General features: G+C 67.9%; 16 protein-coding genes. 10 read left to right on the plus strand and 6 right to left on the minus strand.

The window, feature by feature from the left end; genetic code table 11:
- Positions 1-41: 41 nt before the first annotated feature.
- Positions 42-887 carry a hypothetical protein gene (locus tag BG28_RS14505; RefSeq protein WP_051501351.1) on the plus strand — a complete coding sequence of 282 codons (846 nt, stop codon included), beginning with the start codon at positions 42-44 and terminating at the stop codon, positions 885-887.
- A complete protein-coding gene (locus BG28_RS11265) occupies positions 884-2,377 on the plus strand; it encodes an MFS transporter (RefSeq protein ID WP_036476771.1) in 1,494 nt (497 codons plus the stop codon). Before BG28_RS14505 ends, BG28_RS11265 begins: the two co-directional genes overlap by 4 nt.
- On the opposite strand, the gene BG28_RS11270 is transcribed toward BG28_RS11265, so the two are convergent.
- Positions 2,361-2,702 (minus strand): hypothetical protein, encoded by a 342-nt coding sequence (locus BG28_RS11270; RefSeq protein WP_036476779.1) that lies wholly within the window; start codon positions 2,700-2,702, stop codon positions 2,361-2,363. The two genes, BG28_RS11265 and BG28_RS11270, sit on opposite strands and share 17 nt — an antisense overlap.
- A 165-nt stretch (positions 2,703-2,867) precedes the next feature.
- On the opposite strand from BG28_RS11270, the gene BG28_RS11275 reads away from it, so the two are divergent.
- The 4 genes from BG28_RS11275 (at position 2,868) to BG28_RS11290 (ending at position 6,685) form a co-directional block, all read left to right on the plus strand.
- On the plus strand, positions 2,868-3,503 hold the full coding sequence (locus BG28_RS11275; RefSeq protein WP_200869331.1) for a hypothetical protein: 636 nt from the start codon (positions 2,868-2,870) through the stop codon (positions 3,501-3,503).
- 116 nt (positions 3,504-3,619) lie between these two features.
- Positions 3,620-4,462, plus strand: a complete 843-nt coding sequence (locus BG28_RS11280; RefSeq protein ID WP_036476928.1) for an exodeoxyribonuclease III — start codon at positions 3,620-3,622, stop codon at positions 4,460-4,462.
- A gap of 35 nt (positions 4,463-4,497) precedes the next feature.
- Positions 4,498-5,544, plus strand: a complete 1,047-nt coding sequence (trpS, locus tag BG28_RS11285; RefSeq protein ID WP_051501352.1) for a tryptophan--tRNA ligase — start codon at positions 4,498-4,500, stop codon at positions 5,542-5,544.
- Between the two features lie 31 nt (positions 5,545-5,575).
- Positions 5,576-6,685, plus strand: a complete 1,110-nt coding sequence (locus tag BG28_RS11290) for a YihY/virulence factor BrkB family protein (RefSeq protein ID WP_036476785.1) — start codon at positions 5,576-5,578, stop codon at positions 6,683-6,685.
- 28 nt (positions 6,686-6,713) lie between these two features.
- Here the strand turns inward: BG28_RS11290 and BG28_RS11295 are convergent, their stop codons facing one another.
- The 5 genes from BG28_RS11295 to sdhC form a co-directional block, all read right to left on the minus strand.
- Complete coding sequence (locus tag BG28_RS11295) at positions 6,714-7,715, minus strand: hypothetical protein (RefSeq protein WP_051501353.1); 1,002 nt, start codon at positions 7,713-7,715, stop codon at positions 6,714-6,716.
- Positions 7,716-7,811: 96 nt separating this feature from the next.
- Positions 7,812-8,600 carry a succinate dehydrogenase iron-sulfur subunit gene (locus BG28_RS11300; protein WP_036476789.1) on the minus strand — a complete coding sequence of 263 codons (789 nt, stop codon included), beginning with the start codon at positions 8,598-8,600 and terminating at the stop codon, positions 7,812-7,814.
- Positions 8,600-10,387, minus strand: coding sequence for a succinate dehydrogenase flavoprotein subunit (gene sdhA / locus BG28_RS11305; RefSeq protein WP_036476791.1), 1,788 nt, complete (start codon positions 10,385-10,387; stop codon positions 8,600-8,602). The genes BG28_RS11300 and sdhA overlap by 1 nt, the downstream gene beginning before the upstream one ends.
- A 76-nt stretch (positions 10,388-10,463) precedes the next feature.
- Positions 10,464-10,970: a succinate dehydrogenase hydrophobic membrane anchor subunit gene (locus tag BG28_RS11310; protein ID WP_051501354.1), complete on the minus strand. Its 507-nt coding sequence runs from the start codon at positions 10,968-10,970 to the stop codon at positions 10,464-10,466.
- Between the two features lie 2 nt (positions 10,971-10,972).
- Positions 10,973-11,359, minus strand: coding sequence for a succinate dehydrogenase, cytochrome b556 subunit (gene sdhC, locus BG28_RS11315; protein WP_084479674.1), 387 nt, complete (start codon positions 11,357-11,359; stop codon positions 10,973-10,975).
- A gap of 441 nt (positions 11,360-11,800) precedes the next feature.
- Between sdhC and BG28_RS11320 the strand changes: the two genes are divergently transcribed.
- The 4 genes from BG28_RS11320 to BG28_RS11335 all read left to right on the plus strand — a co-directional run bounded on the left by BG28_RS11320 (position 11,801) and on the right by BG28_RS11335 (position 16,060).
- Complete coding sequence (locus tag BG28_RS11320) at positions 11,801-12,931, plus strand: mannose-1-phosphate guanylyltransferase (protein WP_036476796.1); 1,131 nt, start codon at positions 11,801-11,803, stop codon at positions 12,929-12,931.
- A gap of 19 nt (positions 12,932-12,950) precedes the next feature.
- Positions 12,951-14,168: an amidohydrolase gene (locus BG28_RS11325; protein WP_051501373.1), complete on the plus strand. Its 1,218-nt coding sequence runs from the start codon at positions 12,951-12,953 to the stop codon at positions 14,166-14,168.
- Positions 14,169-14,249: 81 nt separating this feature from the next.
- Positions 14,250-14,714: a cytidine deaminase gene (locus BG28_RS11330; RefSeq protein ID WP_084479675.1), complete on the plus strand. Its 465-nt coding sequence runs from the start codon at positions 14,250-14,252 to the stop codon at positions 14,712-14,714.
- Complete coding sequence (locus tag BG28_RS11335; protein ID WP_235181084.1) at positions 14,711-16,060, plus strand: thymidine phosphorylase; 1,350 nt, start codon at positions 14,711-14,713, stop codon at positions 16,058-16,060. Before BG28_RS11330 ends, BG28_RS11335 begins: the two co-directional genes overlap by 4 nt.
- Positions 16,061-16,070 lie beyond the last annotated feature (10 nt).

Consider the following 16,070-nt stretch of genomic DNA (forward strand, 5'->3'; position numbering starts at 1 on the left):
TAGAGTGATTCGTGAACACAAGCAATGAACAAGGAGTCGACATGAGCAATCCTCCCTACGGAGACCAGCCCGGCGGCCAGCCCGGCGGTTACGGGAACAACCCGTCCGGCGGCTACGGCGGCAACCCCTCCGGCGGTTACGGCGGCCAGCCCGGCCAGCCCGGCGGCTACGGCGAGGCCGCGTCGAAGTACGGCACCGATCCGTACGCGCCGGGAAGCTACGGCGGACCGGTCGCAGAGCCCAAGAAGTACAGCATGCTCAAGACGCTGACTCTGGTCTCGCTGGCGATCTACGTGGTGAGCGCGCTGCCTGGCCTGTTCCTCAGCGATGACGCAACCCGGCAAGAGATGATCACCGGCATGGAGCAGCAGGGGATGACCGCGGCCGAGGCGGCCGAGGCTGCGGACCTGTTCGGAGGGCTGCTGACCGGCTTCATCTGGGTCAGCCTCATCGTGGGCATCGGGCTGTACCTGCTGGTCTTCTTCGGACTCAAGAAGAACAAGAACTGGGCGCGGATCACCGGCATCGTCTTCGCGATCCTGGGCATCGTGTTCACGCTGATCGGCGTCATCGGCGCCGACCCGCTGACCCTGGTGCTCGTGCTGGCCCACGTGGCGTCGCCGCCTATTGGCTGGTGCTGGCGTTCAGCACCGAGGTCAAGAGCTACCTGGCCCAGTTCCGCCGGTAGTCACAGCTCCGCCGTCAGTTACAGTGCGGCCGCGAGTCACAGTTCGGGCGGTAGTCATCGCCTGGTCCTACGGGGGCGCTCCTTCACGGGGCGCCCCCGTTGTGCGACAGGGGGCCGTCATGGCAGCCTCGCGGCGGCGTCATGCGGCCGGTCACAGGACGCGCCGGGGTGGGGCGACGGGGATAAGGTGAGCTGGTGAACCAGACCTCACCCACGGGCAGCTCGCGGCGGATGATGACGGCGATGTTCCTGCCGCTGTTCGCGGCGCTGCTGAGCATCAGCATCGTCAACGTCGCTCTTCCCGCCATCGAGGAGAGCCTCAGCGCCACCTCAGCGGATCTCCAGTGGGTGCTCTCCGGCTACGCGCTGGCCTTCGGCATGGCACTGGTCCCTGCCGGCCGCGCAGGAGACCTCTGGGGCCGACGCGGTCTCTTCATGTTCGGGGTGGCGCTCTTCGGGGTCGCCTCCCTGGGGGCCGCGCTGGCGATGAACCCGCTGGTGCTCAACATCGCGCGGGTCTTCATGGGATTCGCCGCCGGCGTGCTGACCCCGCAGATCATCGGCATGATCCAGCGGCTGTTCGCCGGACCCGCCCGCGGGCGGGCCTACGGGATGATGGGCACCATCATCGGGGTCGCCGTGGCTGCCGGGCCGGCGCTGGGCGGGCTGATCATCGACACCACCGGGTCAGACCTCGGCTGGCGGATGACCTTCCTGATCAACGTCCCAGTCACGACCGTCGCGCTGATCGCCATCGTGCGGTGGCTGCCGAAGAACTTGGACGACGCCGAGCCGGCCGGTCAGGCGGACCTCGAGCGCCTGCCCGAGGTCACCGCATCGGCAGCGCCGGCCCGTGGCCTCGCCCGGCTGGACCCGCTGGGTGTGGTGCTGCTCAGCATCGCGGTGCTGCTGCTGATGCTGCCCTTCATCGCGTTCCGCAGCCCGCTCGGCGGGCTTCTGGCCGTCGCCGGGCTGGGCGTTCTGGTGCTCTGGGCGCTCTGGGAGCGCCGGCTCGGGCGCCGCGATGCAGCTGCCCCGATGGTCAACCTGGAGCTGTTCACGCTGCCCAGCTACACGCTGAATTCGCTGGTGCTGGGCCTCTACTTCGCCGGCATGCCGGCGACCTGGGCGGTGGTGGCGGTCTACGTGCAGCAGGGCCGCGGCGAGGGTGCGCTGATCGCGGGGCTGGTCACGCTGCCCAGCGCCGTGATGGTCATGCTGCTCTCCTCACGGGTGGGCCGCGCGGTGGAGCGCAAGGGCCCCCGGATGCTGGTCAGCGGGACCATCGCCGGCGTCGTCGCGATGCTCTCCCTGGCTGGCGCCGCCGCACTGATGGTGACCGACTACGGGTCGCTGTGGCTGATCGGGGCCGCGCTGGCCGTCGTCGGGCTCTCCCAGGCGTTGATCATTCCCAGCGCACAGACGCTCTCGATGCGTGAGGTCCCCGAGGTGATGGCGGGCGCCGCCGGGGGAGTGGCGCAGACGGCCCAGCGAGTGTTCACCGCGATCGGGATCGCCGTGGTCACCGGGATCTACTTCTCGATCAGCGCCGAGGCGGGCCACCAGGCAGCGATCGTGACCAGCTCGCTGGTGATCGCCGGACTGATGCTGACCTCCGTGGCGGCGGCGCTCTTCGCCGCCCGACGCGCTCGGCAGGCGGTTCAATCTCAGGTCAGCGCAGGCGAGTGACCGCCCGAAGATCCTTGCCGGTCACATACGCGGGGGCGTCAGTGAAGATCTCGGCGCGCTCGGGGGAGTCTTCCCAGGCCCGCTCCGCCTCCGCGAACTCCTCACGGTCGCCGAAACGGCTGACGAACCAGGTCAGCTCGTCCTTGCCGTCGGAGAGCCAGATCGACTCCACCGTGAATCCACGCTCCTCCCGGGCCGGGATGACCCGCTTGGTCAGGAAGCTGACGAACTCATCCGCCAGCGCCGGGTCCAGCGTGTAGCGCCGCATGAAAGTGGTGCGCTCGGGTGCATCCGCGGGGCGGGGAGTCTCGGGTAGTGCGGCCATCAGGTCCTCCTGGATCGTTGGGACAGCTCGGGACACGTTCTCTGCCATCCTAGGAGACCCGGCCTGCACCTGGTGGAGCAGGTTTCGCACGGTCTCGGGCAGCCGACCTGCGCGGCACAGGGCGCGATTCGCCATCGGAGCGTGATCACAGGGATAATCAGGCGCATGAGTTCTCAGCAGTCACTGCCCACAGGTGGCGCATCTGGTGCGCAGGAAACCCTCAGGAACTTCGGCCGGAGGACCTCCGGCATCAGCTTCGCGGTGATGATCACCGTGCTGCTGGTGGCGCTGATCTTCGCCGCCAACCAGAACGACGTGATCGGCTGGATCATCGCCGTCATCGCCGGCGGCTGGCTGCTGCTGGCCACCGTTCTGGTGATCTCGGTGCGCTCCGGGGCCAAGAAGTTCGGCCAGACCCTGGACTCCGCGCGCGCCGACGCCGCCTCCCGGCGTGCCGACACGCTCGGGGGCACCGCGGTGGTCGACGAGGACACCCACGCACGGAACCTGAAGCTCGACCACTCCTTCAAGATCGTCCAGGTGCAGAAACGGGTGATCACCCAGGAGCTCGGCAAAGCCGAAGAGGCGGACCTGGCCATGGTGGAGCGGGCGCTGGACACCATCGAGATGACCGCCGGCAACGGTCGCGACATGCTCGCCGAGCACGTCGGCCGCGGCAGCCGTGATGCCGGGCAGGAGTCCGGCGGCGAGCCGGGCGAGCAGCGTGGCGACCAGACGCGCCGCGCGAAGAAGCGCAACAACAACGACGACGAGCCGATCACCGGCGAGATCGTCAACTGAGAGGACCCGACGTGACCGAGACTTCCACAGGGACAGCCACGACCACCGGCGCAGCGACTTCACACGGCGCAGTGAGCTCCGCGGAGGCACCAGACTTCGGTGAGCACCCGCACCGCATCATCGACCCCAAGCCTGCCGGGAAGACCCGGATCGCCTCGGTCAATGTCAACGGGATCCGCGCCGCGCACCGCAAGGGCATGGGCGAATGGCTGGCCGAGCGCGAGATCGACATCCTCGCGCTCCAAGAGGTCCGCGCCAACGAGGAGATCCTCACCAAGCTGGTCACCGATATGACCGAACCCATGGGTGAGGCCTGGCACGTCCACGAGTACGAGGCCGCCGACAAGGGCCGGGCCGGCGTCGCGATCATTTCGCGCAGCGCCCCCATCGCCACCCGCAACGGGATCGGCGAAGGCCACCCCGAGGACGAGGGCCGCTGGATCGAAGCCGACTACGCCCTAGGAGACGGCTCCACGCTGACCGTGGTCAGCGTCTACGTGCACTCCGGCGAGGTGGGAACGGCCAAGCAGGAGCACAAGATGCGGTTCCTGCAGTACATGAGCGAGTACCTCCCGACTCTGGCCGGGCGCACCGATCATCTGCTGGTCATGGGTGATCTGAACGTGGGTCACCGTGAGCTCGACATCAAGAACTGGAAGGGCAATGTGAAGAACTCCGGCTTCCTGCCCGAAGAGCGCGCCTACTTCGACCAGTACTTCCAGGACCTCGGCTACGTGGACGTCGCGCGTTCCCTGGCCGGCGAGGTCGAGGGGCCCTACACCTGGTGGTCCTACCGCGGGAAGGCCTTCGACAACGACACCGGCTGGCGGATCGACTACCACATGGCGACCGCGGGCCTGGCCGAGCTGGCCGGAAACCTGCGCGTGGACCGGGCGCAGGACTATTCGCTGCGCTGGTCTGATCACGCCCCGCTGGTCGTGGACTACCAGCTGCCTTGACCACGGCTTCACGCCTGGCGCTTGACGCTTGGCGCGTGACCCTGAACTCTGCCCGACGACACGAAGGAACTGCTGTGACTGAGCGCGTACTCTCCGGGATGCAGCCCTCGGCTGACTCCCTGCACCTGGGCAACTACCTGGGAGCGCTGGTCAACTGGGTGAAGATGCAGGAACGCTACGACGCGTTCTTCTTCATCCCGGACATGCACGCGATCACCGTCCCTCAGGACCCGGCCGAGCTGCGCACCCGGGTGCGCCGCACCGCCGCCCAGTACCTCGCGGGGGGCCTCGACGTCGAACGCTCCACGGTGTTCGTGCAGTCCCACGTGCCGGAACACGCGCAGCTGGGCTGGATCATGACCTGCCTGACCGGGATGGGCGAGGCCGCGCGGATGACCCAGTTCAAGGACAAGTCCGCCCGGCAGGGCGCCGACGCGGCCGGCGTCGGACTTTTCACCTACCCGATGCTGCAGGCGGCTGACATCCTGCTGTACCAGCCGCACGGGGTGCCGGTGGGGCACGACCAGAAGCAGCATGTGGAGCTCTCCCGCAACCTGGCTCAGCGCTTCAACCACCGCTATGGGGAGACCTTCCGAGTCCCGGAGCCGCTGATCCCGGAGACCGGGGCCCGGATCTATGACCTGCAGAATCCCACCGCGAAGATGTCCAAGTCCGCCACCTCCCCGGCCGGGCTGCTGAACCTGATGGACACCGATAAGCAGATCGCGAAGAAGATCAAGTCTGCCGTGACCGACGACGGCGCCGAGATCCGTTTCGACCAGGCCGAGAAGCCAGGGGTCTCGAACCTGCTGAGCATCTACTCCGCGCTCACCGACCGCCCGGTGCAACAGATCGTCGAGGAGTATCAGGGCCGGATGTATGGCCACCTGAAGGTGGAGCTGGCCGAGGTGGTGGTGGCGAAGCTCGGCCCGATCCGCGACCGCACCGAGGAGCTGCTCCAGGATCCGGCGCAGCTCGACGCGCTGCTGGCCACCGGTGCCGCGAAGGCGCGGGCCGTGGCGGGGGAGACCCTCGCACAGGTCTATGACAGGATCGGCTTCCTCCCAGCGAGCCCGCAGTGAGCCCGCGCGGGAGCCGCGCGGGGAGCCCCGGGTGAGTGAGAACCCCTCCAGGCTGCGCCCGCGGACCGGCGGGCATGGACTGATCGCCGGTCACGCGCGAGCTGCCGCGAAGGCGATGAACGACCGCGAGGAAGTCTCGGGGATGGTCAACCCGCTTGACCTCGAGGGGCTGCGCCGTCGCGAGGTCAAGGCGCGGCGCGCCTGGGGCCACGCCCGCCGGGAGGGACGCGGACGGGCATCGATGTTCGGTCTGACCCTCTTCTGGGGGCTCACCCGGCTCGACACCACCCGCGGGATGCGGATCCTGAATCTCTTCCTGTTTCACTACGGCACGGTGATGGCCGCCGGCGCGGCCTACATGATGTTCTTCTCGGTCTCCGCGGCGCTGGTGGCGGGATTCTCCGTGGCGGGCCTGGTCATCGGCGGGGACCAGGAGCTGCAGGACACCATCGTGGCGCTGACCAACGACGCGCTGCCCGGGGTGATCGGCGAGGACGGGCTCGCCACGCAGGAACAGCTCTTCGACACCGAAGGCTTCGGGCTCACGCTCGTGGTCTCGCTGCTGGTCGCCGCCGTGGCCTCGCTGAGCTGGATCAACGGCCTGCGCTCCGGTATCAGGAGCATCTTTGACCGTCCGCTCATGGACGAGAACGTGGTGGTGGTCAAGACCCGGGACCTCGGTGTGATGCTGCTGCTGGGCACGATGCTGCTGGCGGCCACGGCGACCAGCCTGATCTCGGAGTCCGTGCTGGACTTCAGCGAAGGCGTGCTGGGCTGGAACCTGAACGTGCTTCAGGGACTGGTCGGCACCGTGATCACGCTCGCCGTCCCGCTGATCCTGGATGTGCTGGTCGCGGTCCTGATCTTCCGGGTGGCCTCACGCGTGGTGATGCCGGTCTCGGTGCTGTGGCGTGCGGCGCTGCTCGCCGCCGTCGGCTCCTCGGTGCTGCGTCACCTCTCCACCTTCCTGCTCAGCGGGGTCGAGGGCGGGAACCTGATCGTGTCCTCCTTCGCCACGGTGTTGGGCTTCTTCATCTACTTCTTCCTGCTCAGCCTGATCTACCTGCTCTGCGCGTCCTGGGCCGCGCTGGCCACCGACGCCCGCAGCCGCCGACTGGGACCCGTGGCAGCCGCCCGCTGATCCGGCACTGGGCAGGTACTGGGGCGTGTCAGCGCCGGACAGTGCGGGGGAAGAGTGAATCGACCACGTGGCGAGCCGCATCCCGGGGCTGGCCCGACCAGGGGAAGTGGTGCATCGAGACCATCGGGCTGGCGTTGATCTCCAGCACCGAGGGGGCGTGGACGTCGCTCTCGCCGCGGGGCAGGAGCACATCGAACCCGACGATCCTCAGACCGAGCAGCGCCCGGGAGGCCCGTTCCACGAGTTCTCGCTCTTCGTCTCGGATCTCCTCGGTGGCATCCACCGCATCGCCTCCGGTGTGCAGGTTCGAGGTGCTCCGCAGGTAGATGCGCTGCTCCGCCTCCGGGACCGAGTCGGGCCGGTAGCCGTGGCGCTGAAGATACTCTCGAGCGACCGCGTCGAGGATCAGATCCTTATGGATCGGGCCGCGGTCGCGGTTCTTCGCCGCGACCAGGTCACTGATGCTGGTCCTCCCGTCGCCCAGCACGCTGGCCGGCCGGCGCCGTGTGGCCGCGACCAGGGTTCCCTCCTCGACCAGGCAACGATGCTCCACCCCGGTGTAGAACTCCTCCACCAGGACCTGGCTGCTCGCTGCGGCGACGCGACGGAAGGCGCGGTGGAACTCGTCCTCGGTCTGGAGGCGGGCATGGACGTTCTCTCCCTGCCTGCCGTTGTGCGGCTTGACCACGCTATGGCTGAAGGGAGAGGCCCAGGCCCAGGCGCGGGCCGATTCGGAGCCGGTGAAGACCGCGTTCTCCGGGGCGCTGATCTTGAGGTCGCGGAAGAGCCTGCTGGCCACGTCCTTATAGGAGGCGATCTTCTTGACCAGGTCGTCGTTGTGGTTCGTGCTCCCGCCCGCCCAGGTGCGCGAGCGGCCCTGGTGCTCGAGCACCATCCGGCGGCTGGTGGCGGCCTTGCGCACGGTGATGCCGCGCTCCAGCGCCTCCGCGGCGACCACGATGTTCGTGAGGTTCCTGCCCCCCACCCCGACGTCGCTCAGATGTCGGGCTGCCCGGTCGTATCTGTCCATGACCTCACCTAACCGCTTCCAGGAGTGGGATGCAAAAAGAGGTGGGGCGGCGGGCGCATCGATCGCGCCCGCCGCCCCACCTCGTGACCCGCGGGACTACATGCTGCGGGTCAGCACCGCACGCTTGACCTCTTGGATGGCCTTGGTGACCTCGATGCCGCGCGGGCAGGCGTCGGTGCAGTTGAAGGTGGTGCGGCAGCGCCACACGCCCTCTTTGTCGTTGAGGACCTCCAGGCGCATATCGCCGGCGTCGTCGCGGGAGTCGAAGATGAACCGGTGCGCATTGACGATCGCTGCGGGACCGAAGTACTGCCCATCGGTCCAGAAGACCGGGCAGGAGGAGGTGCAGGCGGCGCAGAGGATGCACTTGGTGGTGTCGTCGAAGCGCTCACGCTCCTCGGGGGACTGGATCCGCTCACCGGTCGGTGCCGGGGAGTTGTTCACCATGAAGGGCATGATCTCGCGATAGGACTGGAAGAACGGCTCCATGTCCACGATCAGGTCCTTCTCCACAGGCAGACCCTTGATCGGCTCGACCAGGACCGGCTTGGAGGTGTCCAGGTCTTTGAGCAGCACCTTGCAGGCCAGGCGGTTGCGACCGTTGATGCGCATGGCATCCGAGCCGCAGACGCCGTGGGCGCAGGAGCGCCGGAACGTGAGTGAGCCGTCGATCTCCCACTTGACCTTGTGCAGCGCGTCGAGCACACGGTCGGTGCCGTACATGGTGACGGTCCATTCATCCCAGCGCGCCTCGTCGGAGAACTCCGGGTCGTAGCGGCGCACCTGGAGGGTCACGTCGAAGCTGGGGATCTCGCCTCCGCCCCCGCTCTCCTTCATGTCGATCTTGGAGGCGGGCTCTGCGGCTTCTTTGGTGGGAGTGCTCATCAGTACTTACGCTCCATCGGCTCGTAACGGGTGAAGACGACCGGTTTGGTGTCGGCGCGGATGCCGTTGGTGCCGTCGGTCGAGGACTCGGGGTCCAGGTACATCATCGAGTGGAGCATGAAGTTCTCATCGTCACGCTCCGGGAAGTCCTCGCGGTAGTGTCCGCCGCGGGACTCCTTGCGGTGCAGGGCTGCCACGGTCATGACCTCGGCCATGTCGAGCAGGAAGCCGAGCTCCACTGCCTCGAGCAGATCGAGGTTGAAGCGCTTGCCCTTGTCCTGGATCTGCACGTTCTTATAGCGGAGGCGCAGATCAGCGATGACCGCGAGGGCTTCCTTGATGGTCTCCTCGGAGCGGAACACCTGCATGTTCGCGTCCATGGTCTCCTGCAGCTCGGTGCGCAGCGTCGACGTGCGCTCACCACCGGTGGAGGCGCGCATCGCATTGAGCTGGTTCTCGGTGAAGGCCGTCGGGTTCTCGGGGATATCGACGAACTCTGCGGTGGCGGCATATTCGGCGGCTGCCAGGCCGGCGCGCTTGCCGAACACGTTGATGTCCAGCAGCGAGTTGGTGCCCAGGCGGTTGGAGCCGTGCACCGAGACGCAGGCGACCTCTCCGGCGGCGTAGAGACCAGGAACGACGGTGTCGTTGTCCTGCAGGACCTCGGCGTTGACGTTGGTCGGCACCCCGCCCATGGCGTAGTGACAGGTCGGGAACACCGGCACCGGCTCGGTGTAGGGCTCCACGCCGAGGTAGGTGCGGGCGAACTCGGTGATATCGGGAAGCTTCGCATCGATGTGCGCGGGCTCCAGGTGGGTCAGGTCCAGCAGCACATAGTCCTTGTTCGGACCCGCGCCACGGCCCTCACGGACCTCGTTGGCCATCGACCGGGCGACGATGTCACGCGGGGCGAGGTCCTTGATCGTGGGGGCATAGCGCTCCATGAAGCGTTCGCCCTCGGAGTTGCGCAGGATCGCGCCCTCGCCGCGAGCGGCCTCGGAGAGCAGGATTCCCAGACCCGCCAGACCGGTGGGGTGGAACTGCACGAACTCCATGTCCTCCAGCGGGATGCCGGCCCGGTAGGCCAGCGCCATGCCGTCGGCGGTCAGGGTGTGTGCGTTGGAGGTGGTCTTGAAGATCTTGCCCAGACCGCCGGTGGCGAAGACCACGGACTTGGCCTGGAAGACGTGGATCTCGCCGTTGGCCAGGTCATAGGAGACGACGCCGGCGGTCTTCTTCTGCATGTAGGTGGTGCCGTCTTCACGGGTCACCTCTTCGTCCACGGTGAGCAGATCCAGCACGTAGTACTCGTTGTAGAACTCGACGTTGTGCTTCACGCAGTTCTGATACAGCGTCTGCAGGATCATGTGACCGGTGCGGTCAGCGGCGTAGCAGGCGCGGCGCACGGCGGCCTTGCCGTGATCGCGAGTGTGCCCGCCGAAGCGACGCTGGTCGATCTTGCCCTCGGGGGTGCGGTTGAAGGGCAGACCCATCTTCTCCAGGTCCAGCACGGCGTCGATGGCCTCCTTGGCCATGACCTCGGCTGCGTCCTGGTCCACCAGGTAGTCCCCGCCCTTGACCGTGTCAAAGGTGTGCCACTCCCAGTTGTCCTCTTCGACGTTGGCCAGTGCGGCGCACATGCCGCCCTGGGCCGCGCCGGTGTGGGACCGGGTGGGGTAGAGCTTGGTCAGCACCGCGGTGTGCGCGCGCTGGCCGGACTCGATGGCCGCGCGCATTCCCGCACCGCCCGCGCCGACGATGACGACGTCGTACTTGTGAACCTGCATCAGCTTGTGGCTCTCTTTTCTTGTTCGGAAGCATGAGAACGCGCAGATGTGCGCACCGGGTCATCCCCGGGGTGCATCAGACGTTCTGGCAGAAGGAGGGGGAGGACTCGAGCAGCTGGCCGGAGCTGTCGAGCAGGCAGGGCTCGAAGGTGAAGATGACCATGGTGCCGAGCACGATGATCACGATCACCGAGAGGTACAGGATGGACTTCAGCCACATCCGCGTGGAGTCCTTCTCCGCGTAGTCGTTGATGATCGTGCGCATGCCGTTGCCGCCGTGCAGCATCGCCAGCCAGAGCATCGCCAGGTCCCAGAACTGCCAGACCGGGTTCGCCCACTTGCCGGCCACGAAGCCGAAGTCGATCTGGTGGATGCCCTCGCCGACCAGCAGGTTCACCGTGAGGTGAACGAAGATCAGGACCACCAGGGCGGCGCCGGAGACGCGCATGAAGACCCAGGCCGCCATCTCGAAGCTGCCGGACTTCGAGGAGCCGCTGCGCAGGTACTTGGGATCGATCCGCCCGGAGCGGGGGGCCTCGATGCCCTGGGCGGGCAGGAGGGCGTCAGATTTCGTGGTGGTCATTTTCAGAACCCTCCCCAGCCGTCAAGGAACAGCATCAAGTGGCGGACGGTGAAGCCGATCATGGTGATGACCCAGAGGCCCATCACGGTCCACAGCATCTGACGGTGGTAGCGGGTGCCCTGGGACCAGAAGTCCACCAGGATGATCCGCAGTCCGTTGAATGCGTGGAAGACGATCGCACCGACCAGGCCGATCTCACCGACGATCATGATCGGGTTCTTATACGCGCCGATCACCGCGTCATAGGCCTCTGGCGAGACACGCACGAGAGATGTGTCGAGTACGTGGACCAGGAGGAAGAAGAAGATCCCGACACCCGTGATTCGGTGTCCTACCCAGGACCACATACCTTCCCGGCCCTTATAAAGGGTGCCTTTTGTCTGCGTCACCTGTTGTTACCTCCCTGCATCGTTGCATGGCGTTCCGCGCCGCACAGTTACGTACGTTTCTACTTCGCTGCGGCGGTGCGGAATCCGTGACGCCGGCGCGAGTCTGTTGTCAGTTACCAGACTAGAGCACCGCGGGGGCCGATGCGGCTCGTGGTGCCTGCCGGGAGGCATTGTTGCGCCGCTGAGCAGAGACCTGATCCAGGCTCGGAGGCGAAATGACAGTCCGCACCAAATGACTTCTACAGCGTGTAGAAAAGTCGCAATGTGGGGACGCAATTCCGAAATGGCCCGGCCGGTCCCCCGGAGCGGACTCTGCTGCCCTCCGGGAGAGGCCTGCGGAGCCTGCGCCGCTGCCTGAACCCTCCGCCGCTGGGCGGGCCCTGCGCCGCGCGCGCTGCGCGACTGATCGAGCCCGGTGGCGGATGGGTCTACCCTGGTGAAGTGACTTCTCAGGCAGCCTTGGACAAGTTCTATACCGTGATCCCCGCCGGCGGGGTGGGCACGCGGCTCTGGCCGCTCTCCCGAGCCAGCGCCCCCAAATTCCTCCACGACCTCACCGGCTCCGGCACCACCCTGATCCGCGGCACCTACGAGCGGCTCGCCCCGCTGACCGGCCGACGCGTGATGGTGGTCACCGGCGAGTCCCACCGCGAGGCTGTGCGGGTTCAGATCCCCGAGCTCGATGCGAGCGACCTCGTGCTGGAGTCCGAGCCCAAGGATTCAGCGGCCGCCATCGGCCTGGCCGCAGCCATCCTGCACCGACGTGACCCCGAGATCATCATGGGCTCCTTCGCCGCGGACCAGGTCATCGCCCCGGTGGAGATCTTCCAGCAGGCGGTGCGCGAGGCCGTGGCCACGGCCGCGACCGGCAAGATCGTCACCATCGGGATCGCGCCGACCCACCCCTCCATGGGCTTCGGCTACATCCGCCGCGGCGCCCCGCTGCAGGTCGATGGCGCATCGATCGAGGGCGCCCCGAATGCGCGGGAGGTTGCAGAGTTCGTCGAGAAGCCGGGCCAGGAGCTCGCCGAGAAGTACGTCGCCTCCGGGGAGTATCTCTGGAACGCTGGAATGTTCGTGGCCCCGGTCGCGCTGCTTCTGGATCACCTGGCCCGTGCAGAACCGGTGCTGCACGCGGGGCTCACCGAGATCGCGGCCGCCTGGGGAACTCCCGATCAGGCGGAGGTCACCGCGCGGGTCTGGCCCGAGCTTCCCAAGATCGCCATTGACTACGCGGTGGCCGAGCCCGCCGCGGCCGCCGGGGACGTCGCCGTGATTCCCGGGAACTTCACCTGGGACGACGTCGGAGACTTCGCCGCGATCGCCCGGCTGAACCCTGCGCGTGAGCAGGAGTCGATGACCGTGCTGGGGGAGAAGGCCCGGGTGTACTCGGACCAGTCCTCCGGCGTCGTCGTCTCGGACACCCAGCGGGTGGTCGCCCTGATCGGCGTGGAGAACATCGTGGTGGTCGACACCCCGGATGCGCTGCTGGTGACCACCACCGATCACGCGCAGTCGGTGAAGCAGGCCGTCGAGGCGCTGCGGGCGCAGGGAGAATCCGATGTCCTCTGAGCCGGACCGCCACGCCGTGATGCTCAAGGCCGCGCATGCCTCGGCCGATGCGGTGGTCGAGGACCTGGAAGCCACGCTCATCGAGATGCGCCGGGACCTGCACGCCCACCCAGAGCTTTCCTGGAAAGAAGAGCGCACCACCGAGCGGCTCGCCGCGGCCCTGCGTGCGGCCGGGCTGGAGCCGGAGCTCATGCCCGAGACCACCGGGCTCTACGTGGACATCGGTGCCGGGGAGTTCGCCGCCGGGTTCCGCGGGGACATCGACGCGCTGCCGGTCCAGGAGCTCACCGAGCTGCCCTTCGCCTCGACCCACGCCGGCGTCACCCACGCCTGCGGCCACGACATCCACACCGCGATCGCACTCGGAGTCGCGCTGAGCCTGCAGCGGCTGCACCAGCAGCGGATCGAGGACGGCGACTCGGCGGGCCTGGGCGCCAAGGTCCGGGTGATCTTCCAACCGGCCGAGGAGACCATGCCCGGAGGCGCCCTGGAGATGGTACGCCAGAACGTGCTCGCACCGCTGCCCCGGATCTTCGCGCTGCACTGCGACCCCCGCATCGAGGTCGGACTGATCGGGACCCGCATCGGGGCCATCACCTCCGCCGCCGACGTGGTGCGGATCAATGTCACCGGACGCGGCGGACACACCTCCCGGCCACACCTGACCGAGGACATGGTCTCCGCCCTGGCCCACATCGCCTCCACGGTCCCGGCGGTGCTCTCCCGCCGGGTGGACGTGCGCTCCGCGGTCTCGCTGGTCTGGGGTCAGATCGAGGCCGGAAGCGCGCACAACGCCATCCCTGCCCACGGCACACTGGTCGGGACCATGCGAATCCTCGACGCCGAGGCCTGGCGCGACGCCGGGGCGCTCCTGGATGAGACCGTCGAGCAGGTCGCGGCGCCATGGGGCGTGGACGTGGAGCTGGAGCACATCCGCGGCGTGCCCCCGGTGATCAACAACGAGCGCGAGACCGCCCTGCTGGAGCGTGCGGGCCGCGAGGTGCTCGGTGCCGAGGGCCTGGAGCTGGCCCCGCAGTCCATGGGCGGGGAGGACTTCGCCTGGATGACCCAGGAGCTCCCCGGCGCCATGTTCCGGCTGGGGACCAAGACCCCGGGCGGCATCGACTTCGACCTGCACCGCGGGGACTATGTCCCCGATGAGCGGTGCATCGGCTACGGCACCAAGATCATGGTGACCACAGCGCTCAGCGCGATCAACGAGCTCCGCCGGGCCTAGCGCACACCAGCCGGGGCTCGACGCGCCTGCGCCTGAGTGATTGGCACTCGGGCCCCCGCGTGGCCTCGTAGGATGTCCCCTATGACTCAGGACGATGACTTTCTGACCGGACGCATCGCACGGATCCCCGCGCCGGACCACGCCGCCGACTGGGAGCGCCTCACCACTCAGGCCCGGATCGCGATGACCCGGGCCTACGTGCCCTACTCGGACTATCCGGTGGGCGCCGCGGCGCTGCTCGAGGACGGAACGATCATCTCCGGCTGCAACGTGGAGAACGCCTCCTATGGGCTCACCCTCTGCGCCGAGTGCACCATGATCGGTGCCCTGCAGATGGCGGGCGGCGGCAAGATCGTGGCGTTCACCTGCGTCAACCGGCAGGGCGAATACATCACGCCCTGCGGCCGCTGCCGGCAGCTGCTGCTGGAGTTCTCCGCCCCCACCATGCACGTGCGCACGGCGCGGGGCACCACCACCCTGGACGCGCTGCTGCCGGAATCCTTCGGTCCTCGCGATCTTGAGACCAACGACTTGGAGATGCGATGACCGCTGCCGGCATGACCTACGACCGCTCGGCCCACGACGCCGTGGAACTGATCCGGCTCAAGCGGGACCACGGACGGCTCTCCCAGGACCAGATCCAATGGATCATCGCCGCGTACACCGATGGGTTCGTCGGCGATGAGCAGATGTCGGCGCTGGCCATGGCGATCCTGCTCAACGGGATGACCCGTCAGGAGATCGGGCACTGGACCGCCGCGATGATCGCCTCTGGCGAGCGGATGGACTTCTCCTCCCTGCGCACACCCGAGGGGGCGCGTCGGCTCACCGCCGATAAGCACTCCACCGGGGGAGTCGGCGACAAGATCACGCTTCCGCTGGCCCCGCTGGTCGCCAGCTTCGGCGTGCCCGTCCCGCAGCTCTCCGGCCGCGGTCTCGGCCACACCGGTGGAACCCTGGACAAGCTCGAAGCCATCGCCGGCTGGCAGGCGGATCTGAGCAACGAGGCTCTGCTGCGCCAGCTCGACGAGGTCAACGCCGTGATCTGCGCCGCGGGCCCGGGGCTGGCCCCGGCGGACAAGAAGCTCTACGCGCTGCGCGACGTCACCGGCACGGTGGAGGCGATCCCGCTGATCGCCTCCTCGATCATGTCCAAGAAGATCGCCGAGGGCACCGACGCCCTGGTGCTCGATGTGAAGGCCGGCTCGGGTGCGTTCATGAAGTCCCGCGCCGACGCCGAGGAGCTGGCCCGCACCATGGTCGCCCTGGGCACCGATGCCGGCGTGAAGACCTCCGCGCTGCTCACCGACATGGACACCCCGCTGGGGCTCACCGCAGGCAACGCCATCGAGATCGAAGAATCGGTGGAGGTGCTCGCCGGGGGCGGGCCCGGCGACGTCGTCGAGCTCACCGTGGCGCTGGCGCAGGAGATGCTCACCGCCGTGGGCATCACCGGGGTGGACCCGGCGGAGAACCTGCGCAACGGACGCGCGATGGACTCCTGGCGCCGGATGATCTCCGCGCAGAGCGGTGACCCCGACGCGGCCCTGCCGCAGGCGGTGCACAGTCACACGATCCACGCCGGGGTCTCCGGCACCGTGACCCGGATGGATGCGATGGCCGTGGGGCTCGCCGCCTGGCGGCTGGGCGCAGGTCGGGCGCGGAAGCAGGACTCCGTGCAGGCTGGAGCCGGGGTGCGGATGCACGCCAAGCCCGGGGACCGCATCACCGAAGGTCAGCCGCTGTTCACCCTGCTCACCGATGACGAGCACCGGATCGTTCGGGCGCAGCAGTCGCTGGAGCGCGCCGTGGACGTCGACGTCGAGTCCGGCCCGCACGAGACGCCTGATCTGGTCTTCGGCCGCATCAGCGCGGCAGACCTGACCGACTGAGGCCACGCGG

Source organism: Nesterenkonia sp. AN1 (assembly GCF_000582475.1).
In the GTDB taxonomy this organism is placed as follows: Bacteria; Actinomycetota; Actinomycetes; order Actinomycetales; family Micrococcaceae; genus Nesterenkonia; species Nesterenkonia aurantiaca.

Bases quoted from the DNA above. Each gene is read 5' to 3' on its own strand.
- BG28_RS11300 (WP_036476789.1), bottom strand. From the start codon at position 8,600: ATGAGCACTCCCACCAAAGAAGCCGCAGAGCCCGCCTCCAAGATCGAC.
- BG28_RS14505 (WP_051501351.1), top strand. From the start codon at position 42: ATGAGCAATCCTCCCTACGGAGACCAGCCCGGCGGCCAGCCCGGCGGT.
- BG28_RS11310 (WP_051501354.1), bottom strand. From the start codon at position 10,970: ATGACCACCACGAAATCTGACGCCCTCCTGCCCGCCCAGGGCATCGAG.
- BG28_RS11335 (WP_235181084.1), top strand. From the start codon at position 14,711: ATGACCGCTGCCGGCATGACCTACGACCGCTCGGCCCACGACGCCGTG.
- BG28_RS11330 (WP_084479675.1), top strand. From the start codon at position 14,250: ATGACTCAGGACGATGACTTTCTGACCGGACGCATCGCACGGATCCCC.
- BG28_RS11295 (WP_051501353.1), bottom strand. From the start codon at position 7,715: ATGGACAGATACGACCGGGCAGCCCGACATCTGAGCGACGTCGGGGTG.
- BG28_RS11270 (WP_036476779.1), bottom strand. From the start codon at position 2,702: ATGGCCGCACTACCCGAGACTCCCCGCCCCGCGGATGCACCCGAGCGC.
- BG28_RS11325 (WP_051501373.1), top strand. From the start codon at position 12,951: ATGCTCAAGGCCGCGCATGCCTCGGCCGATGCGGTGGTCGAGGACCTG.
- sdhA (WP_036476791.1), bottom strand. From the start codon at position 10,387: ATGCAGGTTCACAAGTACGACGTCGTCATCGTCGGCGCGGGCGGTGCG.
- BG28_RS11275 (WP_200869331.1), top strand. From the start codon at position 2,868: ATGAGTTCTCAGCAGTCACTGCCCACAGGTGGCGCATCTGGTGCGCAG.